This window comes from Mesorhizobium sp. 2RAF45 (assembly GCF_052115225.1).
In the GTDB taxonomy this organism is placed as follows: domain Bacteria; phylum Pseudomonadota; class Alphaproteobacteria; order Rhizobiales; family Rhizobiaceae; genus Mesorhizobium; species Mesorhizobium jarvisii.
The window spans coordinates 73,510-98,018 of sequence record NZ_JBFRGG010000005.1; the positions used below are offsets into that span (position 1 = coordinate 73,510).

The 24,509-nt window shown below is 62.9% G+C and carries 27 protein-coding genes and 2 pseudogenes; 17 read left to right on the top strand and 12 right to left on the bottom strand.

Features of this window, described 5'->3' with window-relative positions; translation table 11 throughout:
• The first annotated feature begins 52 nt into the window (after window positions 1-52).
• Window positions 53-763: a hypothetical protein gene (locus AB4Z43_RS15955; RefSeq protein ID WP_084791612.1), complete on the top strand. Its 711-nt coding sequence runs from the start codon at window positions 53-55 to the stop codon at window positions 761-763.
• An 88-nt stretch (window positions 764-851) separates the two neighbouring features.
• Complete coding sequence (locus tag AB4Z43_RS15960) at window positions 852-1,493, top strand: glutathione S-transferase family protein (RefSeq protein WP_064981940.1); 642 nt, start codon at window positions 852-854, stop codon at window positions 1,491-1,493.
• Between the two features lie 94 nt (window positions 1,494-1,587).
• On the opposite strand, the gene AB4Z43_RS15965 is transcribed toward AB4Z43_RS15960, so the two are convergent.
• Window positions 1,588-1,758, bottom strand: coding sequence for a hypothetical protein (locus AB4Z43_RS15965; RefSeq protein WP_019859486.1), 171 nt, complete (start codon window positions 1,756-1,758; stop codon window positions 1,588-1,590).
• A gap of 110 nt (window positions 1,759-1,868) precedes the next feature.
• Window positions 1,869-2,219, bottom strand: a complete 351-nt coding sequence (locus AB4Z43_RS15970) for a hypothetical protein (RefSeq protein ID WP_064981942.1) — start codon at window positions 2,217-2,219, stop codon at window positions 1,869-1,871.
• Between the two features lie 251 nt (window positions 2,220-2,470).
• Between AB4Z43_RS15970 and AB4Z43_RS15975 the strand changes: the two genes are divergently transcribed.
• The 3 genes from AB4Z43_RS15975 to AB4Z43_RS15985 all read left to right on the top strand — a co-directional run bounded on the left by AB4Z43_RS15975 (window position 2,471) and on the right by AB4Z43_RS15985 (window position 4,546).
• On the top strand, window positions 2,471-2,911 hold the full coding sequence (locus tag AB4Z43_RS15975; RefSeq protein WP_064981943.1) for a hypothetical protein: 441 nt from the start codon (window positions 2,471-2,473) through the stop codon (window positions 2,909-2,911).
• A gap of 118 nt (window positions 2,912-3,029) precedes the next feature.
• Window positions 3,030-3,467, top strand: a complete 438-nt coding sequence (locus AB4Z43_RS15980) for a VOC family protein (RefSeq protein ID WP_064981945.1) — start codon at window positions 3,030-3,032, stop codon at window positions 3,465-3,467.
• 251 nt (window positions 3,468-3,718) lie between these two features.
• Window positions 3,719-4,546, top strand: coding sequence for a class II aldolase/adducin family protein (locus AB4Z43_RS15985; protein WP_196774179.1), 828 nt, complete (start codon window positions 3,719-3,721; stop codon window positions 4,544-4,546).
• Window positions 4,547-4,588: 42 nt separating this feature from the next.
• Here the strand turns inward: AB4Z43_RS15985 and AB4Z43_RS15990 are convergent, their stop codons facing one another.
• Window positions 4,589-5,227, bottom strand: coding sequence for a TetR/AcrR family transcriptional regulator (locus AB4Z43_RS15990; RefSeq protein WP_441938323.1), 639 nt, complete (start codon window positions 5,225-5,227; stop codon window positions 4,589-4,591).
• A gap of 137 nt (window positions 5,228-5,364) precedes the next feature.
• Between AB4Z43_RS15990 and AB4Z43_RS15995 the strand changes: the two genes are divergently transcribed.
• Together AB4Z43_RS15995 and AB4Z43_RS16000 are read left to right on the top strand one after the other, a co-directional pair.
• Window positions 5,365-6,498, top strand: coding sequence for an alpha-hydroxy acid oxidase (locus AB4Z43_RS15995; protein WP_069093475.1), 1,134 nt, complete (start codon window positions 5,365-5,367; stop codon window positions 6,496-6,498).
• A 388-nt stretch (window positions 6,499-6,886) separates the two neighbouring features.
• Window positions 6,887-8,326 carry a winged helix-turn-helix domain-containing tetratricopeptide repeat protein gene (locus tag AB4Z43_RS16000; RefSeq protein ID WP_167626436.1) on the top strand — a complete coding sequence of 480 codons (1,440 nt, stop codon included), beginning with the start codon at window positions 6,887-6,889 and terminating at the stop codon, window positions 8,324-8,326.
• A gap of 59 nt (window positions 8,327-8,385) precedes the next feature.
• Here AB4Z43_RS16000 and AB4Z43_RS16005 read toward each other — a convergent pair whose 3' ends face one another.
• Window positions 8,386-10,008: an ABC-F family ATP-binding cassette domain-containing protein gene (locus AB4Z43_RS16005; RefSeq protein ID WP_019859494.1), complete on the bottom strand. Its 1,623-nt coding sequence runs from the start codon at window positions 10,006-10,008 to the stop codon at window positions 8,386-8,388.
• Window positions 10,009-10,397: 389 nt separating this feature from the next.
• Between AB4Z43_RS16005 and AB4Z43_RS16010 the strand changes: the two genes are divergently transcribed.
• The gene (locus AB4Z43_RS16010; protein ID WP_441938326.1) at window positions 10,398-10,685 is read left to right on the top strand and encodes a hypothetical protein; all 288 of its coding nucleotides are present in this window, start codon (window positions 10,398-10,400) and stop codon (window positions 10,683-10,685) included.
• 31 nt (window positions 10,686-10,716) lie between these two features.
• Entirely contained in the window at window positions 10,717-11,064 is a 348-nt protein-coding gene (locus AB4Z43_RS16015; RefSeq protein WP_441938328.1) for a hypothetical protein, read from the top strand.
• Between the two features lie 158 nt (window positions 11,065-11,222).
• Here the strand turns inward: AB4Z43_RS16015 and AB4Z43_RS16020 are convergent, their stop codons facing one another.
• Together AB4Z43_RS16020 and AB4Z43_RS16025 are read right to left on the bottom strand one after the other, a co-directional pair.
• A complete protein-coding gene (locus tag AB4Z43_RS16020) occupies window positions 11,223-11,852 on the bottom strand; it encodes an NADPH-dependent F420 reductase (RefSeq protein ID WP_441938329.1) in 630 nt (209 codons plus the stop codon).
• Between the two features lie 17 nt (window positions 11,853-11,869).
• Entirely contained in the window at window positions 11,870-12,568 is a 699-nt protein-coding gene (locus tag AB4Z43_RS16025) for an SDR family NAD(P)-dependent oxidoreductase (protein WP_441938331.1), read from the bottom strand.
• Between the two features lie 403 nt (window positions 12,569-12,971).
• Here AB4Z43_RS16025 and AB4Z43_RS16030 point away from each other — a divergent pair, with 403 nt between their 5' ends.
• The gene (locus AB4Z43_RS16030) at window positions 12,972-13,601 is read left to right on the top strand and encodes a glutathione S-transferase family protein (protein WP_064981954.1); all 630 of its coding nucleotides are present in this window, start codon (window positions 12,972-12,974) and stop codon (window positions 13,599-13,601) included.
• Between the two features lie 3 nt (window positions 13,602-13,604).
• Here AB4Z43_RS16030 and AB4Z43_RS16035 read toward each other — a convergent pair whose 3' ends face one another.
• A complete protein-coding gene (locus AB4Z43_RS16035; RefSeq protein ID WP_019859500.1) occupies window positions 13,605-14,204 on the bottom strand; it encodes a YdeI/OmpD-associated family protein in 600 nt (199 codons plus the stop codon).
• A gap of 252 nt (window positions 14,205-14,456) precedes the next feature.
• On the opposite strand from AB4Z43_RS16035, the gene AB4Z43_RS16040 reads away from it, so the two are divergent.
• Window positions 14,457-15,068 (top strand): hypothetical protein, encoded by a 612-nt coding sequence (locus AB4Z43_RS16040; protein ID WP_441938334.1) that lies wholly within the window; start codon window positions 14,457-14,459, stop codon window positions 15,066-15,068.
• Window positions 15,069-15,095: 27 nt separating this feature from the next.
• On the opposite strand, the gene AB4Z43_RS16045 is transcribed toward AB4Z43_RS16040, so the two are convergent.
• Entirely contained in the window at window positions 15,096-15,566 is a 471-nt protein-coding gene (locus tag AB4Z43_RS16045) for a cupin domain-containing protein (protein ID WP_441938336.1), read from the bottom strand.
• A gap of 65 nt (window positions 15,567-15,631) precedes the next feature.
• Here AB4Z43_RS16045 and AB4Z43_RS16050 point away from each other — a divergent pair, with 65 nt between their 5' ends.
• Genes AB4Z43_RS16050 through AB4Z43_RS16060 form a run of 3 tightly spaced genes read left to right on the top strand, consistent with a single transcriptional unit; the run spans window position 15,632 to window position 16,943 of the window.
• Window positions 15,632-16,087, top strand: coding sequence for a MarR family winged helix-turn-helix transcriptional regulator (locus AB4Z43_RS16050; protein WP_019859502.1), 456 nt, complete (start codon window positions 15,632-15,634; stop codon window positions 16,085-16,087).
• A 14-nt stretch (window positions 16,088-16,101) separates the two neighbouring features.
• A complete protein-coding gene (locus AB4Z43_RS16055; protein ID WP_441938338.1) occupies window positions 16,102-16,242 on the top strand; it encodes a hypothetical protein in 141 nt (46 codons plus the stop codon).
• 20 nt (window positions 16,243-16,262) lie between these two features.
• Window positions 16,263-16,943, top strand: a complete 681-nt coding sequence (locus tag AB4Z43_RS16060) for an SDR family oxidoreductase (protein WP_441938340.1) — start codon at window positions 16,263-16,265, stop codon at window positions 16,941-16,943.
• On the opposite strand, the gene AB4Z43_RS16065 is transcribed toward AB4Z43_RS16060, so the two are convergent.
• On the bottom strand, window positions 16,940-17,929 hold the full coding sequence (locus tag AB4Z43_RS16065) for a LysR family transcriptional regulator (RefSeq protein ID WP_441938342.1): 990 nt from the start codon (window positions 17,927-17,929) through the stop codon (window positions 16,940-16,942). The two genes, AB4Z43_RS16060 and AB4Z43_RS16065, sit on opposite strands and share 4 nt — an antisense overlap.
• Before the next feature lie 19 nt (window positions 17,930-17,948).
• Window positions 17,949-18,854: a S1C family serine protease gene (locus AB4Z43_RS16070; protein WP_019859505.1), complete on the bottom strand. Its 906-nt coding sequence runs from the start codon at window positions 18,852-18,854 to the stop codon at window positions 17,949-17,951.
• Between the two features lie 354 nt (window positions 18,855-19,208).
• Between AB4Z43_RS16070 and yghU the strand changes: the two are divergent.
• Window positions 19,209-20,069 (top strand): annotated as a pseudogene (gene yghU / locus AB4Z43_RS16075) (glutathione-dependent disulfide-bond oxidoreductase); the annotation flags it as partial.
• A gap of 107 nt (window positions 20,070-20,176) precedes the next feature.
• On the opposite strand, the gene AB4Z43_RS16080 reads toward yghU, so the two are convergent.
• Window positions 20,177-20,476: a DUF1236 domain-containing protein gene (locus tag AB4Z43_RS16080; protein ID WP_019859507.1), complete on the bottom strand. Its 300-nt coding sequence runs from the start codon at window positions 20,474-20,476 to the stop codon at window positions 20,177-20,179.
• A gap of 700 nt (window positions 20,477-21,176) precedes the next feature.
• On the bottom strand, window positions 21,177-21,392 hold the full coding sequence (locus tag AB4Z43_RS16085) for an exopolysaccharide production repressor protein (RefSeq protein ID WP_317452359.1): 216 nt from the start codon (window positions 21,390-21,392) through the stop codon (window positions 21,177-21,179).
• Window positions 21,393-21,635: 243 nt separating this feature from the next.
• On the opposite strand from AB4Z43_RS16085, the pseudogene AB4Z43_RS16090 reads away from it, so the two are divergent.
• Window positions 21,636-22,376 (top strand): annotated as a pseudogene (locus tag AB4Z43_RS16090) (sulfotransferase family protein).
• Window positions 22,377-23,300: 924 nt separating this feature from the next.
• The gene (locus AB4Z43_RS16095; protein WP_441938345.1) at window positions 23,301-24,488 is read left to right on the top strand and encodes a hypothetical protein; all 1,188 of its coding nucleotides are present in this window, start codon (window positions 23,301-23,303) and stop codon (window positions 24,486-24,488) included.
• Window positions 24,489-24,509: the final 21 nt, after the last annotated feature.

The window sequence follows — 24,509 nt, forward strand, 5'->3', positions numbered from 1 at the left end:
CTGCTGTGCGAACTGCCGTTCCACGAAGGCAGCTGATGAGCGAACATGAAACATGACAGACAAGAAGCGTGGTTCCCTGCGAAAGATCGTGAGCGGCATCGTTGCCGCAATTGCCACCGCTTCTGATCGCACATCCGAGCGCGACACCCCTAAAGAGTCAGTGGTCGCCGAATGGCCGCTGCCGCCATCGGCAACGCTTGGCTCCTCCATGCGCCTCAAGGGAATCGAACGTGAAGTTCGAGCCCGCCTGCCATGGGTGGTGAGGAAGTTTGCCAAGGCCGAGACGGGCCGCATCGTCTTGCGCATGTTGAAAACCGACGCGGATGCGTTCCAGGCGGCCTCGGCAACCATCTCCAGGACACTGGAGGGGATCGAAGCCCTGCCCGTGCTTCCGCGCGAGGCAGAAGACATTCTCGCCATCTCGGCCCGCGAGCGTCACAAATGGCTGAAGGACGGCCGCCTGAAGAGCATCGGCACCCGCACCGTCAAGATGCGCGGGCGGTCCAAGGCCGTCACCTTCCACGTCTTCGATCCACGCCACATCGAGGACATTCTCGATCGCGACTTGGCGAGCGCCTGGCGGGAGGAAGATGCGCGGGAAGTCACCGAGAACAGGCGGCGCGGCGCCGGCAAGGCCGCACTGACGCGCGCGGGAAAGCGGGAGCCCAAGGCTCGCAGCGCCAGGAGTTTGGGAAAGGACGACGCTCCACCGCCAAAGCTCGAGGGCTGGGACACATTCGAGGCGGAAGGCCTGCTGCGCTAAAAACGAGGCAGCTTGTCGGGAACAGCCCCGGTCGTTCGTCCTCTGTGTGCAAGCGCAAGACCTGGACACCAACCCTTCGGAGCCTCTCATGATCCCCACCATCACCGCCTTTGAACGATCGCCCGATGGCGGCAAGGGACTGGCGCGCGATACGCGCGTGCGCTGGGCGCTCGAAGAAGTGGGGCAGCCCTATGAGGTTCGTCTCGTTTCCTTCGCCGGGATGAAGGCGCCGGGCCATCTGGCCATCCATCCGTTCGGCCAGATCCCCACCTATGAGGAAGGATCTCTGCGTCTGTTCGAGACCGGCTCGATCGTCTTTCATCTTGCCGAACGGCATGCGGGCCTGCTGCCCAGGGATCGCGATGCCCGCGCCCGTGCGATCACCTGGATGTTTGCCGCCCTCAACACCGTCGAGCCGCCCATCCTCGAATTGGTGACGGCAAGAATATTCGAAGCCGACAGGTCCTGGAGCGAGGAGCGCCTGCCGCTGGTCAAGGACCGTGTTCGTGCGCGGCTGGACCAGCTCTCGGTCTATCTGGGCGCCGCCGAGTGGCTCGATGGTGCGTTCAGCGCTGGCGATCTGCTGATGGTGTCGGTGCTGCTTCGGCTACGCATGTCAGGCATTCTGGACGAATATCAAAACCTGGATGCCTATGTGGCGCGCGGGGAAGCCCGGCCCGCTTATGCCAGGGCCTTCGCTGCGCAACTTGCGATCAACGCCGCATCATAAAGCCTCAGCCGGCAGCAGGCTGGAAGTCGGAATATCACCGAGCGTTCGACCACAGCAAACCGTCGCGATGCGGTCCGACCCGTGTCGAAACCAATCAGCGGTCCGGAGACCAGGCTCCCAGGCCCGCCATGTCAGTCAAGCGGATCGCGGCCAGGGTCTCGAGTTCCTTCGAGATCGGCGTGTGCCGGGTGCTCTGCGCTTCGGGTTCGCTCTTCGCGGTGGTGAAGCGGGCTTGGCCAATCATGGCTCGAACGGCGGTCAGCATGTGTCGATGTCCCTTCGCTTGTCCTGACGCTAAGAACTTGGCGAATGAATTTACGTTCCAAAGGCTGGTGACATAAAGCTCGAGTCCAGCGCTTCGAGGACTCACGACGGCTACGGATATTTCGCCTTTGCGCCCGGGCCTAGATCGCCCTGCAACTCCTTCGGCAAAGGCAGGCTCGAGCATTGCAGGTGCACGTCGCGGGCGTGAAGCTTCCGTTGCTTCTGCTCGGCCTCCTTTGTGGCCGCGATGATGCCTAAGCCGTACGGGCCAAGGGCCGCGAATTCCCAGCCCGGGTGCTGTTTTTCGCGAACCTCGTAGGCCGCAGCCGCCGCCCGCGCCTGCTGGCAATCCGGCGAGGCCCATTTCGGATCCTGCGGCGAAAGCGACGCGCCATAGTCGACCGGAGAGGTCGCACATCCGGCCACCGTCGCGGCCATTGCGACGGACACTGCAATTCGCATCGCAATTCTCATCCCGAAGCCTTTCTCGCTTTCCGCAGAACTCGCAGGCGTCGCGTCCGCGCCAATCACGTGTACGCGATGTCTCGCCGCAGCGCTTGCCATAGGCCTCGCTTCATGTCGATCTTCCCGCGGCCAGATTCAGGCCGCGTGCCTGGAACCAAATGACGGGCGAGACTGTTCCGTTGTAACTTTAACACAGCGCTGGCGCGCCCGGCCGGTTGGGCAAGCGGCGACTTTGAGGAGCTTTCATCATGAAAATTTCGTCCGGATTTCGTAGAATCGCGGTTGCCGCCATCGCCACCGCGGGCATCGGCTTTGCCAGCTCCGCGCATGCCGATAGCGGCACGATCCGCTTTGCCGTCTACAAGGCGGCCTTCTTCGTCGGCGGCTCCGGCGGCGAAGGCACGTTCACCTTCCACGGCAAAACCTATCCCATCTCGATCGGCGGCGTCTCGGGCGGCCTGGCCTTTGGCGTTTCAAAGACCTATTTCCGCGGCACCGTGCGGCACATCAGGCGCGTCCGCGATGTGACGGGGGTCTACGGTGCGGCGGGCGGCGGCGGCACGCTCGGCAAAGGCGCCCAGGTGATCGTCATGACCAATGACAGGGGTGCCCAGCTCGAACTCTCCGGCAAGCAGGTCGGGCTGCAGGTCAACGCCGATCTCAGCGGCTTGGCTATCTCGTTGAGGTAAGGGACCCATTCCTTCGACGCTAAGAGGTCGGACGGAAAATCCAGAAGGCGGCGTCGGCCCGACAGCCGCCTTTTCCCTGAGACGGACACGCTTTTGATCCAGACACGAGGTTGGATACATGGCGCTCAAACGGATGGACAATGTCGGAATCGTCGTCGATGACCTCGAAGAGACGATCGATTTCTTTCGCGAGCTCGGCCTCGAGCTCGAAGGGCGGGCCACGATCGAAGGCGAATGGGCCGGACGCGTCACCGGACTGGGCGATCAGCACGTCGAGATTGCCATGATGCGCACGCCGGACGGCCACAGCCGGCTCGAACTGTCCCGTTTCCTCACGCCGCCCGTCGTCGCGGATCACCGCAACGCCCCGGTCAACGCTCTGGGCTACCTGCGCGTCATGTTCACCGTGGACGACATCGACGATACGCTTGAAAGGCTTCGCAAGCACGGTGCGCGGCTCGCAGGCGAGGTCGTTCAGTACAAGGACGTGTACCGGCTCTGCTACATTCGCGGACCCGGAGACCTTCTCATCGGCCTCGCCCAGGAACTCGGCTGAGCGCACCAAAACGACAATGGCCAAGAGCGACCAATGCCGGCGGGCGGTCACAAAACGTCCTGGCGATGTCGAAGTGGTTGGTCCGCTCGCCCAGCACCAACAGGTTGGGCCGATCATTGCACGACAACGAATAGTTTGCGCCTATTCGGAAGAATTCGGAACAATTTACGGAGACCTTGATACGCCGATCCCAAGCTTCGCCAATCTGAGGCCAGCCGTCATGCCGACGGTGCAGCCCCAGGGAGAGCGTCATGGACATCGTCACATCAATTCCAGACACCGAAAGCGATCTGGCCGCAAGCAAGCGGGCAGCCTATGGGCCGCTTTTCAAGCTGCGCGGGCCACCCAGCTTCGAGAACCTCGAACAGGAGCGGCAGCACCGAAAGGAAAGGCTTGCCGCCGGCTTCCGTATATTCGCAGCATTGGGCTTCAGTGAAGGCGTTGCCGGGCATATCACGGCCCGCGACCCGGAATTTACCGATACATTCTGGGTCAATCCGTTCGGCATGCATTTTGCGCACATTACCGTCTCGGATCTTATTCGGGTCGACGGCGCCGGCGCCGTGGTCGAGGGCACGATGCCGGTCAATGTCGCCGCATTCGCCATTCATCACCAGATCCACGCGGCACGGCCGGATGTGGTGGCGGCAGCGCACGCCCATTCCATCTATGGCAAGGCCTGGTCGGCGGTCGGCCGGTTGCTCGATCCCATTACGCAGGACGCCTGCGCCTTCTATGAGGATCACGTCTTCTTCGACGACACGCGGGTGCTGGTCACCGAGGCGAGCGAGGCGGCGCGGATTGCCGAGTGCCTCGGCGGACACAAGGCGGCAATCCTGCGCAACCATGGCTTGCTGGCGGTTGGCCAGACCGTCGACGAGGCCGTCTGGTGGTTCATCTCGATGGAACGGTGTTGCCAGGCACAATTCCTCGCCGAAAGTGTGGGGATACCCCTGCAGGTCGACCCGGAAAACGCCAAAGCCGCCCGGGCGGTGAACGGCACGCCCCATGCCGGCTGGTTTCAATGCCAACCGCTGCACGACCGCATCCTCAGGCAGCAGCCTGAACTGCTTGGCTAGAGCAGAGGGCGGCACTTGGCCGACGAAGACCGAACATCCGCTTCAAACAGCCGGTCTATCCACGACCAGCCGTTTGGCGGCCTCGACCGCGGCGGTGCAATAGTCTCGGTCGCCATGGATCAGCAGCATGACCATCGCACCCTCTACCAGCAGGACCAGCTCACGCGCCCGCTCGCGCGACGCTGCCACGTTCGCTTTGGCGAGAAGGGTTGCCAGTTGCTGTTCCATCAAGGCCTTGTGCTGGTGTGCCATCGAGCGTGCGGGATGCCCCGAGAGATCGGCAAGTTCGATTGCCAGCCGGGTAAATCCCGATCCCGCCCAGCGCGGTTTGGCCGACCACCTCGCCAGTCCGCCGAACAGCTTGTCGATCAGTTGCTCCGGACCGCCCGACAGGTCGATGCCATAGGTCTGGAACGCGCCGAACGCCCGCTCGTGCTGTGATGCAAGCACCGCGGTCAGCAACGCGTCCTTGCTGTCGAAATGATAGTAGAGCGTGCGCTTGGTGACGCCGGCGGTGCGCGCGATCTCGTCCATGCCGACGCGAAAGAATCCCCGGCGGCGAAAGAGCTTGTAAGCCGCCTGCAATATGTCTGGTCGGGTTTGGTCGGACGATCTGGGCACGGGGCTGAAGCCGATGAATGTATACTCGCTAGTGAGTTTACATCCGCGTGCACCCGGCATTCAATGCATCAGATATACCTAATATTCAATGGGAGGCGACGATGGACAGGCTGATCACGGCAGTCCCTGATCTTGGACAAATCAGTGAAGCTGCAGCGCTTCGCGACCGGTCCAAGGCGCGACCGGCCGCCTTGCCGCTGAAGACCATGACCTGCATCGAGGATCTGCGGCAGGCTGCCCGCCGCCGCGTTCCCCGGGCCTTTTTCGACTACGTCGAGGCAGGCGCCTACTCGGAACAAACCTTGCGCGCCAACAGAGCCGACCTGGAGCGCCTCACTTTTCGCCAGCGCGTGCTGGTCGACGTTTCGCAACGGGATACCGCAACAACGATCCTTGGCGAGAAGGTTTCATTGCCAATAGCGCTGGCGCCGATCGGCCTTGGCGGGATGCAATGCGCCAACGGCGAGATCCATGCATGTCGCGCCGCGCAGGCGGCCGGCGTCCCCTATACGCTGGCAACGATGGCGATCTGCTCGATCGAGGACGTTGCCGAGGCGGTCGAGAAGCCGTTCTGGTTCCAGCTCTATGTGATGAAAGACCGTGGCTTCGTGCGCTCGCTCGTCGAGCGGGCGCTCGCTGCCCGTTGCAGCGCGCTGGTGCTCACCGTCGACCTGCAGGTGCTGGGACAGCGGCACGTCGACGTCAAAAATGGGCTTTCGGTTCCGCCGGCGCTGAAACTGCGAAATCTACTCGACATGGCGACCAAGCCCGGCTGGACCCGGCGAATGCTGGCTGCCAAACGCTGGACGTTCGGCAATCTCGCCGGCCATGTAAAAGGCCAGCAAGGCGTCAGGGAAGTCGCGGACTGGGTGTCGCATCAGTTCGATCCCGCGCTGAACTGGAATGACATCGAGTGGGTCAGGAGCATCTGGCCGGGCAAGCTGATCATCAAGGGTATTCTCGACGTGGAGGATGCGCGCATCGCCAGCAAGGCCGGTGCAACCGCCATCGTCGTTTCCAATCATGGCGGCCGGCAGCTGGATGGCGCGCCATCGACGATCTCCAGGCTGCCGAAGATTGTTGAAGCGGTGGGATCACAAACCGAGGTGCTGTTCGATGGCGGCGTGCGGTCAGGCCAGGATGTCATGCGCGCGCTCGCTCTTGGCGCCAGAGGCTGCCTGGTCGGTCGAGCCTATATTTACGGCCTCGGTGCCGGCGGAGAGGCCGGCGTGGCGACCGCCATCGACATCCTTCGCAAGGAATTGTCCGTCACCATGGCGCTGACAGGCACGACAAGCATCGACGAAGTGGACGAGCGGGTGCTGAACTAGTCAGGTCGGTCCGGGCGCCTTGGCATTCGCGGCGCTTCTGGCAGGCGATGTAGTCCGCCATATAGCGGTCGAGAGCGGCGCGGAATTCTTCCTCGCGCGGACACTTGCTGCTCGTAGGAACCGTTTGGCTGGCCTCGGTCTCAAACCCGATACGGCCAAAAACAAGTGCGGTCATTTTCGGCTCTCCTGTCACGAAACATGGTGACAGGATGACCCTGCGGGCGGATTTCGTCCGGGTCACACGACCGAATAGTTCCGAAAAGCTCCGAAAAGATGCTATTTTTGCGCTATGGTGGGGAAACGGTTCGCATTCGGTCCGTTCGAGCTTAATCCGGAGGCGGGAACACTGCTCCGGCAGGGCGTTCCCGTTCCGGTCGGATATCGCGGCGTGCTGCTCTTGGCGGCACTGGTGGAACGGCCGGGCGAAGTCCTGTCCAAGGCGACGCTGATGGACGCGGCATGGCCGCACGCGGCGGTCGAGGAAAGCAACCTGTCCGTCCAGATCGCCTTGCTCCGCAAACTGCTTGGGCCGGGGCCTGACGACGCCGAATGGATCGCGACCATCCCCCGGATAGGCTATCGCTTCGGTGGTACGGTGGATTGCCTCGACGCGGCCGCGGCCGTTGCCGATAGCGCCGAGGCCGGACCCTCGATCGCCGTGCTGCCCTTTGCCAACCTCAGCGACGACGCCGAGCAGCAATATTTCGGCGATGGCCTCGCGGAAGACATCATCACCCGCCTGGCGCGGCTGCGCTGGCTCTTTGTCTCGGCCCGCAACTCGTCTTTCACCTATGGCGGCAAGGCGGTCGACGTGAAGCAGATCGGGCGCGAGCTTGGCGTGCGCTATGTGCTCGACGGGAGCGTGCGCCGCTCCGGACAGCGTTTGCGGATCAACGCCAGAGTCAGCGACGCCGACACCGGTCGCCAGATCTGGGCGGAACGCTATGATGCCCAAATCGCCGATTTCTTCGCGCTTCAGGACGAGATAGCCGAGAGCGTCATCGGCGCCATCGAGCCCAGGCTCTACGTGGCCGAGCAGGAGCGTTTCCAGAGCCGGTCGCCGGGCAGTCTCGACGCATGGGGCTTCGTGATGAAGGCAATGCCCTATGTCTGGACCTGGGCCTCGCTGCCGGATTTCGAGATCGCAGAGCGGCTGCTCAAGAAAGCCATCGACATCGATCCCGATTATCCGCGCGCCAATTGCCTGATCGCCTGGGGCCTAGCGGCAAAGGCGATGCTTGGACTGGCCGATGCGGAAGCGGCCTTGCCGACCGCACACGACATGGCGCAACGGGCGATCCGCAGCGACCCGGAGGACCCCTGGACGCACTTCGCAACGGGCTTCGTGCACATGGCCTCGCGCCGTTTCGATCCAGCCGTGAGAGCTTTGTCCGAGGCGATTACTCTCAATCCAAGCCTGGCCTATGCGCATATGATCCTTGGGTCGACCTATGCCTATGCGGGCATGCCCGACGACGGCCTGCACCATGTCGCGCTGGCCGACCGGCTGAGCCCGCGCGACTTCACGCAGGCGGGCAGCCTTTCCGTCATTGGCCTCTGTCATTTCATGGCCGGGCGTTATGCCGAGGCTGCCGAGTTCGAACGGCGTGCGGTCGATCTCAGGCAGAATTTTGGAACGGCCTGGCGCACATACGCCGCCTCGGCAGGCATGGCGGGCGATCGCGCCGCCGCCGCCCATGCGCTGGCGCAGACGCGGCGCCTGCATCCATCCGTGTCCGTGGACTGGGTCGAGAGGTACCACCCGATCGTCCACGAAAAGGATCGCGCGCGCTATATCGAGGGGCTGCGCATCGCCGGATTAGACTGACCGGCTGCGCGATCAACACAGATCGAAGCGGCATGGCACCCAGTGATCTGGGCTCGCCCTCAACTTCTCAATCCTGGCGCTTCCTGCCCCGTGCGCTCGACATATTCGGTATAGCCGCCACCATAGGTGTGGACGCCTTCGGGCGTCAGTTCCAGCACGCGGTTCGAAAGTGCTGCCAGAAAATGCCGGTCGTGCGAGACGAACAGCATGGTGCCCTCATATTGCGATAGCGCCTCGATCAGCATCTGCTTGGTGGCGATGTCGAGGTGGTTGGTCGGCTCGTCCAGCACCAGCAGATTGGGCGGGTCGAACAGCATCAGCGCCATCACCAGCCGCGCCTTCTCGCCGCCTGACAGCACGCGGCATTTCTTCTCGATCTCGTCGCCGGAAAAGCCGAAGCAGCCGGCGAGCGCGCGAAGCGGCGCCTGGCCGGCCTGCGGGAAATTGTCTTCCAGCGTCTGGAACACGGTGCGCTCGCCTTCGAGCAGCTCCATGGCGTGCTGGGCGAAATAGCCCATTTTCACGCTCGGCCCGCGCGCCACCGTGCCGGTGTCGGGGTCGGAAGCGCCTGCCACCAGCTTGAGCAGCGTCGACTTGCCGGCGCCGTTGACGCCCATGATGCACCAGCGCTCGCGGCGGCGGACCTGGAAGTCGAGCCCCTCATAGATGCTGCGGCTGCCATAGGCCTTGTGGACGTTCTTCAAGGTGACGACATCCTCGCCGCAGCGCGGTGCCGGCTGGAATTCGAAATTGACGATCTGGCGGCGCTTGGGCGGCTCGACGCGGTCGATCTTGTCGAGCTTCTTCACCCGGCTCTGCACCTGCGCGGCATGCGACGCGCGCGCCTTGAAGCGCTCGATGAAGGCGATCTCCTTGGCCAGCATCGCCTGCTGGCGCTCGAACTGCGCCTGCTGCTGCTTGTCGGCGATCGCCCGCTGCTGCTGGTAGAATTCGTAATTGCCAGAGTAGGCGGTGAGCGAGCCGGCATCGATCTCGACGATCTTGTTGACGATGCGGTTCATGAACTCGCGGTCGTGCGATGTCATCAGCAGCGCGCCGTCATAGCCCTTCAGGAATTGCTCCAGCCAGATCAGGCTTTCCAGGTCCAGATGGTTGGACGGTTCGTCGAGCAGCATGACATCGGGCCGCATCAGAAGGATGCGCGCCAGCGCCACGCGCATCTTCCAGCCGCCCGACAGCTTGCCGACATCGCCGTCCATCATCTCCTGGGAAAAGCCCAGACCGTCGAGCACTTCGCGGGCGCGGCCGTCCAACGCATAGCCGTCGAGCTCCTCGAAGCGATGCTGCGCCTCGCCATACTTCTCGATGATCTCGTCCATCCGGTCGGCCTGGTCCGGGTCGGCCATCGCCGCTTCCAGTTCCGCCATCTCGGCCGCGACATCGCTCACTGGCCCGGCGCCGTTCATCACTTCGGCGACGGCGCTATGGCCTTCCATGTCGCCGACATCCTGGCTGAAATAGCCGATGGTGACGCCGCGATCGACCTGCACCTGGCCCTCATCGGGCTGCTCCTGGCCGGTGATCATGCGGAACAGGGTCGTCTTGCCGGCGCCATTCGGCCCGACAAGGCCAATTTTCTCGCCCTTCTGCAGGGAAGCCGACGCCTCTATGAAGACAAGCTGACGGCCGTTCTGCTTGCTGATGCTTTCAAGTCTGATCATGCGGTTTCCGGACTATGCCTGCGCTGAAAGGATTTGCCCGGCGCCTTACGCGAAGGACGGCGGCAAAGGAAGAGGCGCAAGCGCCGCAGCGCTTCACCCTCCCCCTTGTGGGGAGGGTCGGCACACCGGCATTGCGAAGCAAGGTCGGTGGGACGGGGTGGGGGTGCGGCGCCGACTTAAAAAGACCCCCACCCCGCTCCGCTGCGCGGAGCGACCCTCCCCACGAGGGGGAGGGTGAGAGCCAGACACACTTCAGAAACAAGATTCAACATGCGGGAAAAACTGAGGAAAACATCACCTGTCATAACCACCCTCGTAGCAACCGGACAGCGGTCGCCACACAACGCAAAGGGATGGTCCCGACAATGCAACGACGTTCGACCGGATGGATGCGTGCCCTCGCAGGCATTTCGCTCGCCATGCTTGCGGTCGCGCAATCGGGTGCGCAGGCGGCGGTTACCCGGAGCGAATATTGCAGCCGGCTCGGTTCTCAACTCGACGGAGCCATCCGGACCAAAGCCGAACCCGGTGCCAGCGCCAGCCAGATCGCCACGGCAGAGGCACTCCAGGACAAGGCCAACCGGTTTTGTGCCGAGCGTAAGGAGGCGCAAGGCATCCGGACCTACGCCAACGCCCTGAAACTTCTTGGAGTGACACCGGTCAACCTCGACCAGTGACAGCAACCATCAATCCGAAGGAAAGCCTATCATGAACAAGTCCCTCCTCTCCGCCCTGGGTCTCGCCATCGCGCTCGGCCTGGCCATGCCGGTTGTCGGCACCAGCACGGCCAACGCGGCCGCCACCACCGCCGCTGCGCCGACCACGGCTCCGGCTCCCGCCACGTCGACCACGGCTCCCGCCGCCGCTGCGTCGACTACGGCTCCCGCTGCCACGGCCAAGCCGGCCCAGGCTGCCGCGCACAAGCACGTCAAGAAGCATGTCAGGCACGGCAAAAAGCACCACCGGCATGTGAGGAAGCACGGCCACAAGCACGTCGCCAAGAAGCACACCCACAAGCGTACCCACAAGAAGCACGGCCACGCCAAGGCGGCTTGATCGCCAGCTTTCTTTCTGACTTCCTCCCGGGAAAAGGCCGCCATTCGCTGAAAAGCGAGGGCGGCTTTTTCTTGTGCGCAACAAGGCAAGTCAGATCCGCTGAAAGTGCGTCTAAACAGACGCTTACGGCAATTCCACGATTCAGATCGTGAACCGCCTCAAGCCACCCCGAGTGCGGCCCGAACCTGCGGTCCGCTCATGCCGCTATCGAAGATGGCCGTGCCGGGATCGAAGCGCCGGGCTTGCGACAGCGGTCCGACCACGACCGGGTCAAAACCGGCGTCGCTCGCCAGCCGCACGGCAAGGGCAACGGCCTCTTCGTCATCGCCGGCGAGCGGAATGCCGATCCTGTGGCCGGCGCGGTGCGCCTGCGATTGCAGCGTTGTCCACATGACCGTGCTGAAGGCGCGAACCAGCTTCGCGCGCGGCAGCAGCAGCGCGACGGCGAAAGCCACGCCGTCCTTGCGGGCAAGTGCGGCGTCGCCGAAAGCGCCGTCGCGCGGCGGGTCGGGCACCGTGGCGTCGAGCAGCACCTTGTCGCCGAGAGCTGCACCGATTTCGGCCGCGACACCGGGCCAGGCCCGAAACGGGATGGCGGCCAGCACCACATCCGCGCCGGCAACGGCATCGAGCGCCGAGCCGGCCGTGGCCTTGCCGCCAAGGCCGGAAAGCATCGAGCGCAGCCGCTCGGGATGCCGCACGCCAAAGCTCACCTCATGTCCGGCCTGCGCCCACAGCCGTCCGACCGTGCCGCCGATCATGCCGGCGCCCAGCACTCCGATTCTCATCTTCGCCTCCTGTTCGCTCACCACGGCAGTCCTTTGCCGTCGCGGAAGAAGCCGCCGGTCGGGCCGTCGTCCGGCAAGGTCGCGGCCCAGACGATGCCGGCCGCCCCTTGCGCCACCGGGCGTCCGCCCGGCCCGCCCATGTCGGTGGCGACCCAACCGGGGCAGATGGCATTGACCAGCACGCCGGAGCCGCGCAGTTCTGCCGCCAGCACACGGGTCAGCGCATTGAGCGTCGCCTTCGATGTCGAATAGGCCGGCGCGCCAGCCCCCATCGAGGCCAGCGAACCGCCTTCGGACGACACATTGACCAGCCTGCCGTGGCCGCCGGCCTTGAGCAGCGGCGCGAAGGCGGCCGCCACCCGCCAGGCGCCGAAGACATTGGTCTCGAACGCCTCGCGGATGACCGTCCAGTCCGGCCGCAAGGCGCGCGAGCCGGTGTCGTAGTGGATGGCGGCATTGTTGATCAGCACATCGAGCCGTCCGAACCGCCGCTCGACCTCATCGGCTGCCCTTGCAGCCGCGTCGGATGCCGCGACATCGAGCGCGATGGCCTCGACGTGGCCGTCGAGCCCTTTCGCCGCGGCCTCGCCCTTGGCCAGATCGCGCACGCCGAGCAGCACGGTGAAGCCAAGTTTCGCCAACTGGCGGCCGGTCTCCAGCCCGATGCCGCGGTTGGCGCCGGTGACGAGGGCAAGTTTTTTGGGATGCGTGGTCATTCTCGGATGCCTCTGTTTGTCGTCTCGGGGAAAGATGGCACAGGCCGAATTGGTTTGTTAGGCAGCGGAGATCGCAGTCATTGTGCGATCAAGCGCATGAGTGATCGAGCTGTCCGACGTCGCGTTCCGTCACGCCCCCCTCTGTCCTGCCGGACATCTCCCCCGCAAGGGGGAGATTGGATGTTGGCTCCGCCTTCGCCAATCATCGACGTTGCAGGATAGAGCAGCGCGATTGAAGCTGCCGATCTCCCCCCTTGCGGGGGAGATGTCCGGCAGGACAGAGGGGGGTGTTCAAGCGCCGAGGTTTCCGCAATTTGCCCTTCCCAAACCTCATGCCCGAGCGGGAATCGGGTGTCGCCAGACGTCTCGCCATGCGATCGTCCACCCATCACGAGGATCGGCCATGCTCACGCTTCACGATTATCTGCCATCGCAAAATGGCTGGAAAGTCCGGGTCCTGCTCGGCCTGCTGAAGATCCCTTGCGAGACCCGCCTCGTCTCGATTTTCGAGGGCGAGAGCCACACTGATGCCTTCCTTGCCCTCAATCCGGCCGGCGCGGTTCCTGTGCTCCAGCTCGAAAATGGCAGCGCCATCGCCGAGTCCAATGCGATCCTCACCTATCTCGCCGAAGGCACGCCTCTGCTGCCGTCGGACCGCTTCCGGCGCGCCAAGGTGATGCAGTGGCTGTTCTTCGAACAGTACAATGTCGAGCCCGTCATCGGCTCACTGCGCTTCTGGACCTTGACCGGACGGCTCGAACGCAACCACGCCATGGTTGCCGGCAAGCGCGAGGCCGGCGCCCGCACGCTGGCCGCCCTGGATCGCAGCCTTGGCGAGACGCCGTTCCTCACCGGAAACGACCTCACCATCGCCGACATCGCCATCTATGCCTACAGCCATCGTGCCGGCGATTGCGGCTTCTCGCCGGCGGACTACCCGGCATTCCTCGCCTGGACCGGCCGCGTGCGCGACGCCGTCGGCCAAGGCTATCCGATCCATCCCTACAGCATCGACCCGCATTCGGGCGGTTGAGGACTACTTTTTGCCCTGCGGATAGATCGTCTCGCCACGCTTCAGCATCGCCACGAAGGTCTCGATCTTCTTCTTGCGGCCGGCCTCGGTCTTCATGTTGTGGGTGCGGAAGGCGAGCGAGAAGCGGTTCTGCGCGCTGAGTTTTTCCAGCATCGCCTTCGCCGCCGGTTCGGCATCGATGGCCGCCTGCAAATCGTCGGGGATTTTCATCTCCTTGCTCCCGCCATAGGCGCGCGCCCAGCGCCCGTCGGCCTTGGCGGCTTCGACCTGTTTCAGCCCATGCCCGGTCATGCGGCCCTCCTCGACCAGCCGCGCGACATTGTCGATGTTGATCTTGCTCCAGATGCTCTTCTTGCCGCGCGGCGTGTAGCGCTGGAGAAAACTGTTCTCGTCCAGCCCCTTGCGCACCGCGTCGATCCAGCCGAAGCACAGCACGACGTCGATGGCCTCCTTCGGCGTGATCGACTTCAGTCCCGACCCGACCTTGTGCACCTTGATCCACACTTCGCTTTCGGTGGCGTGGTGCTGGCCGAGCCAGGCATAAAAACTCGCCGCGTCGGGGAATTCCCGGACCTTGTCCGGATCGACCTTGACCGGCGCCATCAGCGGGCCTGCCGGTTCAGAATCATTGTCGCTGGCGTCCCTGTCATCTTGCCTCCGTCGTCCTGCGATTCCCGGCATCATGGCATCGCCCACCGTCAATTCCCGTCAGCAGTGAGGCACGGTGCCGCGAAATAGGGAACGCACCATACATCGCCGTGTTGCGGCTGGAGCGCAACCGACCAGATGGAGGAGCGCGACACGTCGCCACCGTGCTATAGGACCACAAATGCCAGGCTTGGGGGACATGCCACAATGAAATCTCTGCTCTTCGGCCTTGCCTTGCTGCTGCCGGGCGTGGCGCTGGCCGAACCGGTCGAAACCCGCAAGATCATCACCGCGCTGACCGGCGACTTCAACGGCGACGGCGCTCCCGACCTTGCCATGGTGGTCGAGACCGGGCCGACCGACCCGATGGACATCCATTTCTTCCTCGGGGACAAGGAGCACAATTACCTCAAGCCCGTCGAAATCGTGCGCGAACAGATCGGTGGCGAGTGGAACGGTTACGACCAGCCGGGCTACGAGAACTCCGACACCGAGCCGGAACTGACGATGCTGCCCAACGGCTCGATCAAATTCTATCTGCCGGCGCCGGAGATCGGCAGCGAGCGCACCAACCAGACGCTGACCATCGCCTACCGCGACGGCGCCTTCATCGTTGCCGGCTTCGCCTACGATTCCGATGATTACCTGCAGGAGAATGCCGCCAGCACCTGCGACTACAATGTGCTGACCGGCAAGGGAACCAGTTCGAAGCAGCAGCCGGACGGCAGCACCAAGCACAAGACCGTGTCGGCTGAAGGCCGGACCGTCGCATTCCGGGACTGGAACGCGGGCGACGCTTTCGCCGCTTGCCAGGAATAAGGGGCGCGCCCTGTCCCTCGGCCGGCTTCAGGCCGGTGGCGGCATTGCCGGTGTCAGCCCGTGGCGGCGCATGATCTCCATCATCCCAGCCTTGTCAGGCGGCCCGCCGGCAGCGGCGTTGAGCAAGCCGAATGCCTCGCGGAAATAGTCGGGACCAATTGCCGCCGGCGTGATGACGCACAGCGCCTTGGCATCCCTTGTGCCATTATTGTCGAAGCGATGGACGGCGCCGCGTGGGATGCACAGCGCCTCCCCCGGCCCAACTTCGATTGGCTTGCCGTTCACGGTCCAGGTCAAAACCCCGTCAATGCCGTAGATCGTTTCCTCGTAATGATCGTGGCTGTGCGCCGGCGCGGGCAGGCGCTGCGCGCCCGGCACCATCAGTTCGAAGGTGGCGACGCTGCCGTTCGAATTTTCGCCCGACACCAGGAAACGGACCGACAACCCCTTGGTGCCGATGGTCTCGTTGGCTGGGTTCACCTGAAGATCGGCTGACATTGCGCAAACCCCTCCGGTAAATTACATTTACTAGTTATCTGTAAACTCAATTTACCGGATCGTCAATGGCCACCTCAGCCGAAGTCCTGCAGACCAAGACCACCGACCTTTTGATCGGCGCCCTGCTGCGCGTGCCGGCGCAGGCCATCCAGCGCCGGCTGATCAAGGAGCTCAACGCTGCCGGTTTCGACGAATTGCGTCTGCCGCACATGGCCGTGCTGCAGTTTCCCGGCCCGGACGGCGCGCGCCCCGGCACCATCGCCGAACGTGCCGGCATGAGCAAACAGGCGATCAACCAGCTACTCAGCAGCCTCGAAGGCTACGGCTATATTGTCCGCTCCGACGGCGAAGGCAGCGCGCGTGTGGTTCACGCCACCGAACGCGGCCACGCCGCCTTCTGGAAGATGGTCGACATATTGCGCGACATCGAGGAGGAGTGGCGCACCGAGCTTGGGCCGGAGCGCTTCGACCAGCTCAAAGCGCTGCTGTTCGCCGTCTGGGACAGCCCACTGGTGCGTTGACCGGAACCGCATTCATGTGCGGCATCATCGGCATTTCCGATGGCGCTATCGGTTTCTTCCGTTTCCTTCTCGGCACACCGACCTGCCAATTCCCTGCCCTTGTCCCGTCAAAGCAAAGGCAGAGCGAAATGAACCTTTCAACCAGAAAATCCTGATCGTCGGCGGCGGCTCCGGCATGGGCCTGGCGCTTGCCAGGCGTTGCGTCGAGGCTGGTGCCACAGTCATCATCGCCGGGCGCAGCGAAGCAAGGCTGCGACAGGCACGCGAGGCGTTTGGCAATCCCTCCGGCCTGGAGGTAGCCGTCGTCGACATCGCCCGGGAAGACCAGGTCGCGGCGTTGTTCGCCGAGATCGGTGGGCTCGACCACATCGTCAGCACGGCGGCCGACATCGAGGGCGCCTACAGGCTGCTGCCGGAGCTTGACCTGAAGGCGGCGCAACGCATGGTCGACAGCAAGCTCTTCGGCCCGCTGCTGCTTGCCAAGCACGGCGCGCCACGGCTTGCCGCGAACGGCTCTATGACCTTCATCTCCGGCATCGCCGCGTATCGGCCGGCCGCGCGCGGCTCGGTCGTCGCCGCCGTCAACGCCGCGCTCGAAGGGCTGGTGCGGGCGCTTGCCGTCGAACTCGCGCCGATCCGCGTCAACGCCGTTTCGCCCGGCTGGATCGACACCACGATCTGGGCTCAGGTCGCCGGCGACCGCAAGGCCGAGATGCTGGCGGCGATGGCCGAGCGGCTGCCGGTCGGCAGGGTCGGCCAGCCCGAAGACATCGCCGACGCCATTTTCTTCCTCATCGGCAACGGATTTACCACCGGCACGACGCTGCATGTCGAAGGCGGGCACCGGCTGGTTTAGCTGGCGGCAGTCTTCGCCAGGGTGTTGTTTGGAAACAGTGCTTTGGAGCTATCAGCCGATTCAAGTTCTGAACCCGTCTCGAGGCGTTCCGGCGCCAGCGTGTCCCGCGCGGCGGCGAGCAATTGCCTGAGCGCCGGCGGCTGGACGCGCCGGCGTCGCCAGATCATCGTCAGCGGTGCCGCCTGCATTCGGCCGGGCCATGGCAATTCCCTGAGATCGCCGCGCGCCAGCGCATCGCTGACGGCGAGACGGGGAATGAGGCCGAGCCCGGCACCCCTCGCCACCAGCCGGGCAATGGCGCCGATGCTGCCGACTTCGGCCGCTGGTTTGGGCGGCGCCATATCCGCCTCGGCAAAGGCGGTGTCGAACATATGCCGGTAGACGCATCCGGGCTCCGTCGCCACGAAGCGCAGCGCGGCAAGGTCTGCCAGGTCGCGCGGCGCGGTGCCTTGTCCCGGAGCCGCGACCAGAACCAGCGGTTCGGCCCCTATCGCGCGCCTGGCCAGGCGTCCGTCGGCCGCGCCCTTCGCACCGTCCTGACGCTCGAAGCAGAAAGCGACGTCGATGTCGCCGTCCTCCAGCAAATGTCGCAGCGTGCCGCTGTCGGCCACCTTCATCCGCACGGTGATATCGGGATGGCCGGCCTGGAACCCTGGCAGCCAGGGCGCCAGACGGGCCGAGGCGATCGTCTCCAGCGCACCGATGGTCAGTGCCCCGCTAGTGCGCCCGGCAGCCGCCAGCACCGCCGCGCGCGCCTCGCCGTCGAGCCGCAGCAGCTCTTCGGCGATAGGCTTCAGCGCCAGCCCCGCCGGCGTCAGCTCCAAGCCGGACTTCGAGCGTGTGAACAGGGCAGCGCCCAGTTCGGCCTCGAGAGACTGGATCTGGTCGCTGACGCTCGATTGCGCGAGGTGAACCGCCTCGGCGGCGCGCGTGATGTTGCGGCTGCGTGCCACAGCGAGAAAGGTCTTGAGCAGTCTGGGATGCATCGCCCGGCCGACATCAGGCCTATTGCAGCTGCGGCTTCTTCAAGAAACTGCCGCGGTCGGCGGATTTGACGCGCAGCCAGGTTTCGCGGCCGTCGCGCACCACGCGCATCGGGATCTCGGCGCCGGCCGAGCCGCTGTCCCACAGCTTGCGATAGAAATCGGCGAGACCGTCGACCGCGCCGTCGCGCACCTCGGAGATAACGTCGCCCTGGCGCAGTCCGGCCTTGGCCGCCGGGCCGCCCTCCGTCACGCTCATCACCACCACCTTGCCGTCGCTTTCGGCCGACAGGGCGCCGAGCCACGGACGCGGCGGCTTGGCCACCTGGCCGCGCGTCAGCAGATCATCGAGGATCGGCGGCAACAGGTCGATCGGCACCACCATGTTGATATCGGCGACCTCGCCGGCGCGGCTCATCTGCAGGCGCAGCGAACCGATGCCGAGCAGCGCGCCATCGGCGCCGAACAGCGGCGCCCCGCCCCAGGACGGATGCGCCGGCGCGATGAAGATCGCCTCGTCGAGCAGATACTCCCAATAGCCGGCGAATTCCTGCTTGGTGACGATCTTGGCCTCGACCGCCCGGCCGATGCCGTCGGCAAGCACCACCGCGTCGCCGATCCTGGCCTTGCCGGCATCGCCCAGCGCCACCGCCGGCAGACCGGTTGGCGCCAGTGCCTGGACCAGGCCGAAGCCGGATTCCTGATCATAGGCCAGCGCATGCGCCGGGATGACACGGCCATCATGCGCGGTCAGCCAGACCTCCTCGGCCTCGGTGATGAGATAGCCGATGGTCAGCACCAGCCCGTCATTGCGGATGACGACGCCGCTGCCTTCCCTGAGCGTGCCCAGCGCACCGGCCGTGAAGGCATCTTCGGGAACGGTCGCGCGCACGGCAACGACGGAACGCGGATTGGGATTGATGGCCATGATTTTGTCCTGCGATGCAAATGCTTGGCGGCTTCTCTTATAGGTATGCCTCGGAGGGGATGGTGCAAGGTGCGCATCGATAGTTCTTGCCTTCTCCCGTTGCGGGAGAAGGTGGATCGGCGCGTAGCGCCGAGACGGATGAGGGGTGCTCCAGCGGAGTGAGGCGTCGGCATTCCCTGGAACACCCCTCATCCGACCTCGCTTCGCGAGGCCACCTTCTCCCAGAAGGGGACAAGGAAGAAGCGCTTTTCCCACATAAACAATAGTTCAACGCAAGTTGAACTTTTGCCTCCGCAGCCCTAGCTGTAGATCGATCCGCCCATTCCCGTCCTTCCCTTCCCCACGAGGCCCGACATGACAGACTACACTCCGCCGAAAGTATGGACCTGGAACAAGGCAAATGGCGGCGCCTTTGCCAGCATCAACCGGCCGATCGCCGGGCCGACGCATGACAAGGAATTGCCCGTCGGCAAGCATCCGCTGCAGCTCTATTCACTGGCGACGCCGAATGGCGTCAAGGTCACCGTGATGCTGGAGGAGCTTCTGGCGCGCGGCCACAAGGGCGCCGAATACGACGCCTGGCTCATCAGGATCAACGATGGCGACCAGTTCGGCAGCGGCTTCGTCGAGATCAACCCCAACTCCAAGATCCCGGCCCTGATGGACCGCAGCGGCGCCACGCCGGTGCGCGTTTTCGAATCCGGCTCGATCCTGGTCTATCTCGCCGAAAAGTTCGGCGAATTCCTGCCCACCGAGCAGCCGGCGCGCGCGGAAGTCCTGTCCTGGCTGTTCTGGCAGATGGGTTCGGCGCCGTATCTGGGCGGCGGCTTCGGCCATTTCTATGCCTACGCGCCGCAGAAATTCGAATACGCCATCGACCGCTTCGCCATGGAAACCAAGCGGCAGCTCGATGTGCTCGACCGCCGGCTGGCCGAAACGGAATATCTCGGCGGCAAGGATTACACGATCGCCGACATGGCGGTGTGGCCCTGGTATGGCGGGCTGGCGCTCGGGCGCATGTACAATGATTCCGGCGAGTTCCTGTCCGTGCAGGAATACAAGCACGTCCAGCGCTGGGCGAAGGCCATCGACGCTCGCCCGGCTGTCAAGCGCGGCCGCATGGTCAACCGCGCCTTTGGCGAACCGGCTATGCAGCTGCATGAGCGCCACGACGCCGGCGATTTCGACACCAACACGCAGGACAAGCTGGCCGCCGAAGGCGGCCGCAAAGCCAACTTCACAAGAAAGCCCGCCACGAACCGTGGCGGGCTTTTCCCAAGGCTATGCTGGTGTCGCACCCACTGTCATGGCCGAGCCATGGATCAGTGCAGCACCTCGACGATCTGACGTGTGTCGGGGTCGACCAGAACTGTCTGGTCGTTGATCACGGCAACGCGATACTTGACATTGGGCACTTCGCGCAGTTCGACCTTGTCAGGCACCGGCGAGCCGAGCTTGAGCTCGAGGCCCAACAGATTGACCGACGCCAGCGGCTGCTTCTTGACGTATTCGCGAACCACCGTCTCCTGCTCCGGCTGAACGACGATTGTGTCCGCCACAGCCGCACCGATGCCGCCCATGAGGACGATCGCGGCTGCCACACTCGAAAGATAATGTTTCATAACAACCTCCATATCAATTGCCCGGGCTTCCCGCCCTGTAGGAAAACTCGACCACTGCCACGAGGTTCCATCGCAATTTGTGGAATAAATGCGGCACGCCCAACAAATGCCTATTTTGATTATTTTCGGAAACAGGCGAAAACACATAATCACGGCTTCAAAAATCCGTGATTATTATATTTTTTAGGGATATGTCGTGAAATACACTTTCCTCGGAAGATGCACCCGAGGTGCCCTTTCGAAAGAATGCGATCCCCCTGTTGCCTTAGCGACAGCTAACGTAGAGCGCACGATGTCGTTCCAGATACCGTTGTCGAAGACATGAAAAAGGCTCGCCCGGCCGGGAGCAAGGCGAGCCTCAAACCGTGCCGGCGGAGGTGGCAGCCTCACCGGTCACATCGGGAAAACGCCAGCGCCCGCATCCGGTTCCAGCGCGGATAACATGGCCCATTCAGATGCAACCATGTGACCGTCATGACGTTGTTCGACGCATTAATCTCCAGCAAGGATGATCGCGCCATGGCTCCCCGTCGCTCCGTGACCAAGCATCCCTTCACGCTGATGCTTGTCGTTATAGCGCTGATGGCTCCTTTTGTCGGCCTTGCCTGGCGCACGCGCGAATGGATGGGCTGGTAGCGGGTCATCCACTGCTATCCCAGTATCCGGCCTCACAACTGTCCGGCTTCACAAGCGTCTGGCCTCACAGCGAGACACCGTCGCGATGCAGCGGCGGAACGGCGTCGACCTCGCCCTGATCTGCCGCCTTGCGGGCGCGCCTGTAGATCAGCCGCATGACGAGCACGAAATAGCCGACCTGGAGGAGGACCAGCACGGCTATCGTCCAGCCCAGCGCCTTCCAGAACGACCCGGTGGCCATGTAAGCCCAGCCCGCGACGACAATGGTCGTGGCTGACATCCCCACGAGAAACTGCCCAAAATACATCGATCCCACATCGCCGAAACCACCCGGTTTCGCACGACTCCCTGCCCGAATTCCCAATGCCCGCGGACAAAGTTCCATTATTTTAGCAACTACGCAACTATGTGATCGTCCGACCTTAGCCCACCCTCGAAATTTGTTGCGCGTTGACCTGGTCGGGAGCAATTTGATGCTCAAGGACTGTGGGTAGCGCAGAAAATAAGTCCGGGGGATGGGGAAATGACGCTCGAACTGATTGGAGCCGGTTTCGGCCGCACCGGCACGTGGTCGACTTTTGCCGCGCTGAACAGGCTCGGCTTGCCCTGCTATCACATGCAGGAAGTGATCATGAACAAGGCCAACAAGGGCCATCTCGATTTCTGGCGCAAGGTGGCCAACAGCCCACCCGGCAGCCAGCACGACTGGAACCGCGTCTTCGCCAACTATACGGCGACAGTCGACAATCCCGGCTGCTGCGTGTGGAAAGAATAGCTGGCCGCCTACCCCGACGCTAAGGTGCTTTTGACCCTGCATCCGCGCGGCGCCGAGGCGTGGTACGAAAGCACGATCGACACAATCTACTTCACCGAGAATGTCTGGCAGTTCAAGATCGTGGAATGGCTGACGCCCTTCGGCTGGAAATTCGGCGACATGTCGCGCAAGCTGATATGGGGCCGCACGCTGGACGGCGTGATGAACGACCGCGCCAAGGCGGTTGCCCGCTACAACACCTATATCGACGAGGTGAAGGCTGCGGTGCCGCCGCACAGGCTGCTGGTCTACAAAGTGACCGAAGGCTGGGGCCCGCTCTGCGATTTCCTCGGCGTTGCGCTGCCCAACGAGCCTATCCCCAACCTCAACGACCGCGAGACAATCAAGAAGATCATCCGCGACATCATCAAGGGCTCCTACATCATGCTGGGTCTGGCGGTAGCGGCCGCGCTGGTGGTGTTTGCGGCGCTGTGGTGGTGGCTGGGCTAGCTTCAGGGACACAACGCACGCTTCCCAATGTCGGCGTAATCCTCAGGGCTAACCCCGCCCCGGTACTGGATCGATCGCGGCGGACGGCAAGGCGGCGAATTCGGCTTCACCATGCCGGTGCGCAACCGCGACATGGCAGCGCCGCAAAGCCGGCGCGAGGTCTGCAAGTTCGAATTCCTGAACATCGGCAGGAGCCTGTTTGCCTCGCCGTCCCGGCTGAACGAGGTTCCACTTGATCTGCCTGGAGGAAGGCCTTTTGTCCGATAGATGTGGAAGGTAGCACACTATCGTCACATGGCGGTCGGCCGATATTCTGCCCTGTCCGACGCCCGCTTTTGCCTCCGGTAGGGTAAAGGCATTATATATGAATTGGCTAAAACAGCGGAACATCCAATGGACATTGCCGGAACCGAACAGGACCCGTCGGACCTTTGCTTCAGTCACCTAAGACCTTGGTCCCAAAAGGAAACGCAAAAGACCGATACGGCCCGTCATCGGGAACATCCCGCCTTTGCCATCGTTAACCGCCAAGTTTGCGGACCGGATCCAATTTCGAGGAAGAGCGATGCACCATCGGTCCATCATCACCAGAACAGGCCACGGCCCGGCTACAGCGGTCGCCGTGTTGATGGTCGGACTTGTGGCGGTGGGAATTGTATTCCTCGTCCTGGGCGGCTTGCTCTACCTCAAGGATGAGCCGTCGGATCAACGCGCGCTGTCTTCCCCACCCGCCCGATCGTTTCAGGCTACCGATCGCAGTGCGGCAAACTGATCCAGCTTGCATGCCGCGCGGCCGCCCTCCGAAATGACGGCCTCATAGGGGGAATCTTACTGAAATGTAACTGACTCCTCCACCGTCAAGCCACAATTAGCATGCCCATCGGCAGCACCGAACTATGTCCCGATATAGGGAGAAAGGTTTCCATGTTTCGCTGCCTTTCATTGATGGTCGCCTGGTTGTCGCTCCAATCGTTGGCTTTTGCACAGCCCGTCCCCCCGAAGCCAGACGACGTGATATCAGGCTGCGTCGCGATTGAGGCATACGGTGGCAACGGCAACGGCTCGACCGACAATCTTGCGGCTTGGAATTCCGCCATCAGCCATTTTGGCAATCGGCCGATCTGCATATCGTTCGGGCTTGGGACCTACAGATTCAGCGGTCCGGCCACGGCGAAACCTGGCGTGGGTTCGAGCATTGCGGTCCATGGCGCTGGCCCCAACGTGACCAAGATCGTCTTCGCTGGAACGACGGCAGGATTCAATTTCACGTTGTCGAACGAGGAAGCCATCCAAATGGACGATATGGCTGTTCTATCGGCGACGGCGAACGATCATGATGCGATCGCTGTCACCAGCTCTGATTGCGGAGGGTCAAAACAATCGTCGCGTTTCAGCAATCTGACGATTGAAGGCACGGGAAGTTTTCCCTTTAGAAATCACTGGGGTCGAGGGTTAACCCTTAACAATCTATCGTTTGTTGATGTTGATAGCGTCGACTTCTTTGGAGAGAACGGCTCCAGCATGCAGGGAATTTTTGCTACGGGCAATGCGACCAGTCACTGCTACGCTTTTAACATGATGGTCTCGAAGAGCAATTTCATTAATACTGCGAATGGTATTTCGCTGGGAACATTGTTTCAGGGACTTTTTGTGACTCAGAGCAATTTCCTCAATGGTGAAGCTGGAATAGTCGTTCCAGCGGCCGAATCGGAGGTTGATCAGATCAACATCTCTGATAGTTCATTTGATGTTAAGGGCGATACTATTGCAACTTTTTCCCCGATTGTCGGCCTATATGTAACACACAATACGATTGAGATACCAAAATCCGGAAGCGGGGTCCATATTAATGGCGGTGGCGATCAATTCGTAATTGCAGAGAACAACATCTTCAATCCATTCGGTAAAAGCAGTGGCTCTGGCGTCATTGTCGACAGCGCGGCAAATTTTGGAAACATAACTGGAAACGTTTACCAGTATCTAAGGGTCGCAAATTCCCTTGGTGCAAGCTCAAGCGGATGGAACATTCAGTCGAACGCCTACGGCTCAAAGATTTCGAAGTGGAACATAAATTCTGGCAAGAGAAACAAGGTCGGCGGCGGCTCCCCGTAATCAACGCTTGTTTCCCTTGTC

What these genes read in the sequence shown, in the direction of transcription:
- AB4Z43_RS15990 (WP_441938323.1), bottom strand. Translation starts at nt 5,227, where the DNA reads ATGCCGGGTGCACGCGGATGTAAACTCACTAGCGAGTATACATTCATC.
- AB4Z43_RS15970 (WP_064981942.1), bottom strand. Translation starts at nt 2,219, where the DNA reads ATGCGAATTGCAGTGTCCGTCGCAATGGCCGCGACGGTGGCCGGATGT.
- AB4Z43_RS16080 (WP_019859507.1), bottom strand. Translation starts at nt 20,476, where the DNA reads ATGAAACATTATCTTTCGAGTGTGGCAGCCGCGATCGTCCTCATGGGC.
- AB4Z43_RS15960 (WP_064981940.1), top strand. Translation starts at nt 852, where the DNA reads ATGATCCCCACCATCACCGCCTTTGAACGATCGCCCGATGGCGGCAAG.
- AB4Z43_RS15975 (WP_064981943.1), top strand. Translation starts at nt 2,471, where the DNA reads ATGAAAATTTCGTCCGGATTTCGTAGAATCGCGGTTGCCGCCATCGCC.
- AB4Z43_RS15965 (WP_019859486.1), bottom strand. Translation starts at nt 1,758, where the DNA reads ATGCTGACCGCCGTTCGAGCCATGATTGGCCAAGCCCGCTTCACCACC.
- AB4Z43_RS16035 (WP_019859500.1), bottom strand. Translation starts at nt 14,204, where the DNA reads ATGGCGCCGGTCAAGGTCGATCCGGACAAGGTCCGGGAATTCCCCGAC.
- AB4Z43_RS16065 (WP_441938342.1), bottom strand. Translation starts at nt 17,929, where the DNA reads ATGCATCCCAGACTGCTCAAGACCTTTCTCGCTGTGGCACGCAGCCGC.
- AB4Z43_RS16085 (WP_317452359.1), bottom strand. Translation starts at nt 21,392, where the DNA reads ATGTCAGCCACGACCATTGTCGTCGCGGGCTGGGCTTACATGGCCACC.
- AB4Z43_RS16005 (WP_019859494.1), bottom strand. Translation starts at nt 10,008, where the DNA reads ATGATCAGACTTGAAAGCATCAGCAAGCAGAACGGCCGTCAGCTTGTC.
- AB4Z43_RS16060 (WP_441938340.1), top strand. Translation starts at nt 16,263, where the DNA reads ATGGGCCTGGCGCTTGCCAGGCGTTGCGTCGAGGCTGGTGCCACAGTC.
- AB4Z43_RS15985 (WP_196774179.1), top strand. Translation starts at nt 3,719, where the DNA reads ATGGACATCGTCACATCAATTCCAGACACCGAAAGCGATCTGGCCGCA.
- AB4Z43_RS16045 (WP_441938336.1), bottom strand. Translation starts at nt 15,566, where the DNA reads ATGTCAGCCGATCTTCAGGTGAACCCAGCCAACGAGACCATCGGCACC.
- AB4Z43_RS16010 (WP_441938326.1), top strand. Translation starts at nt 10,398, where the DNA reads ATGCGTGCCCTCGCAGGCATTTCGCTCGCCATGCTTGCGGTCGCGCAA.
- AB4Z43_RS15955 (WP_084791612.1), top strand. Translation starts at nt 53, where the DNA reads ATGACAGACAAGAAGCGTGGTTCCCTGCGAAAGATCGTGAGCGGCATC.
- AB4Z43_RS16020 (WP_441938329.1), bottom strand. Translation starts at nt 11,852, where the DNA reads ATGAGAATCGGAGTGCTGGGCGCCGGCATGATCGGCGGCACGGTCGGA.
- AB4Z43_RS16025 (WP_441938331.1), bottom strand. Translation starts at nt 12,568, where the DNA reads ATGACCACGCATCCCAAAAAACTTGCCCTCGTCACCGGCGCCAACCGC.
- AB4Z43_RS16040 (WP_441938334.1), top strand. Translation starts at nt 14,457, where the DNA reads ATGAAATCTCTGCTCTTCGGCCTTGCCTTGCTGCTGCCGGGCGTGGCG.
- AB4Z43_RS16055 (WP_441938338.1), top strand. Translation starts at nt 16,102, where the DNA reads ATGTGCGGCATCATCGGCATTTCCGATGGCGCTATCGGTTTCTTCCGT.
- AB4Z43_RS16095 (WP_441938345.1), top strand. Translation starts at nt 23,301, where the DNA reads ATGTTTCGCTGCCTTTCATTGATGGTCGCCTGGTTGTCGCTCCAATCG.
- AB4Z43_RS16070 (WP_019859505.1), bottom strand. Translation starts at nt 18,854, where the DNA reads ATGGCCATCAATCCCAATCCGCGTTCCGTCGTTGCCGTGCGCGCGACC.
- AB4Z43_RS16015 (WP_441938328.1), top strand. Translation starts at nt 10,717, where the DNA reads ATGAACAAGTCCCTCCTCTCCGCCCTGGGTCTCGCCATCGCGCTCGGC.
- AB4Z43_RS15980 (WP_064981945.1), top strand. Translation starts at nt 3,030, where the DNA reads ATGGCGCTCAAACGGATGGACAATGTCGGAATCGTCGTCGATGACCTC.
- AB4Z43_RS16030 (WP_064981954.1), top strand. Translation starts at nt 12,972, where the DNA reads ATGCTCACGCTTCACGATTATCTGCCATCGCAAAATGGCTGGAAAGTC.
- AB4Z43_RS16050 (WP_019859502.1), top strand. Translation starts at nt 15,632, where the DNA reads ATGGCCACCTCAGCCGAAGTCCTGCAGACCAAGACCACCGACCTTTTG.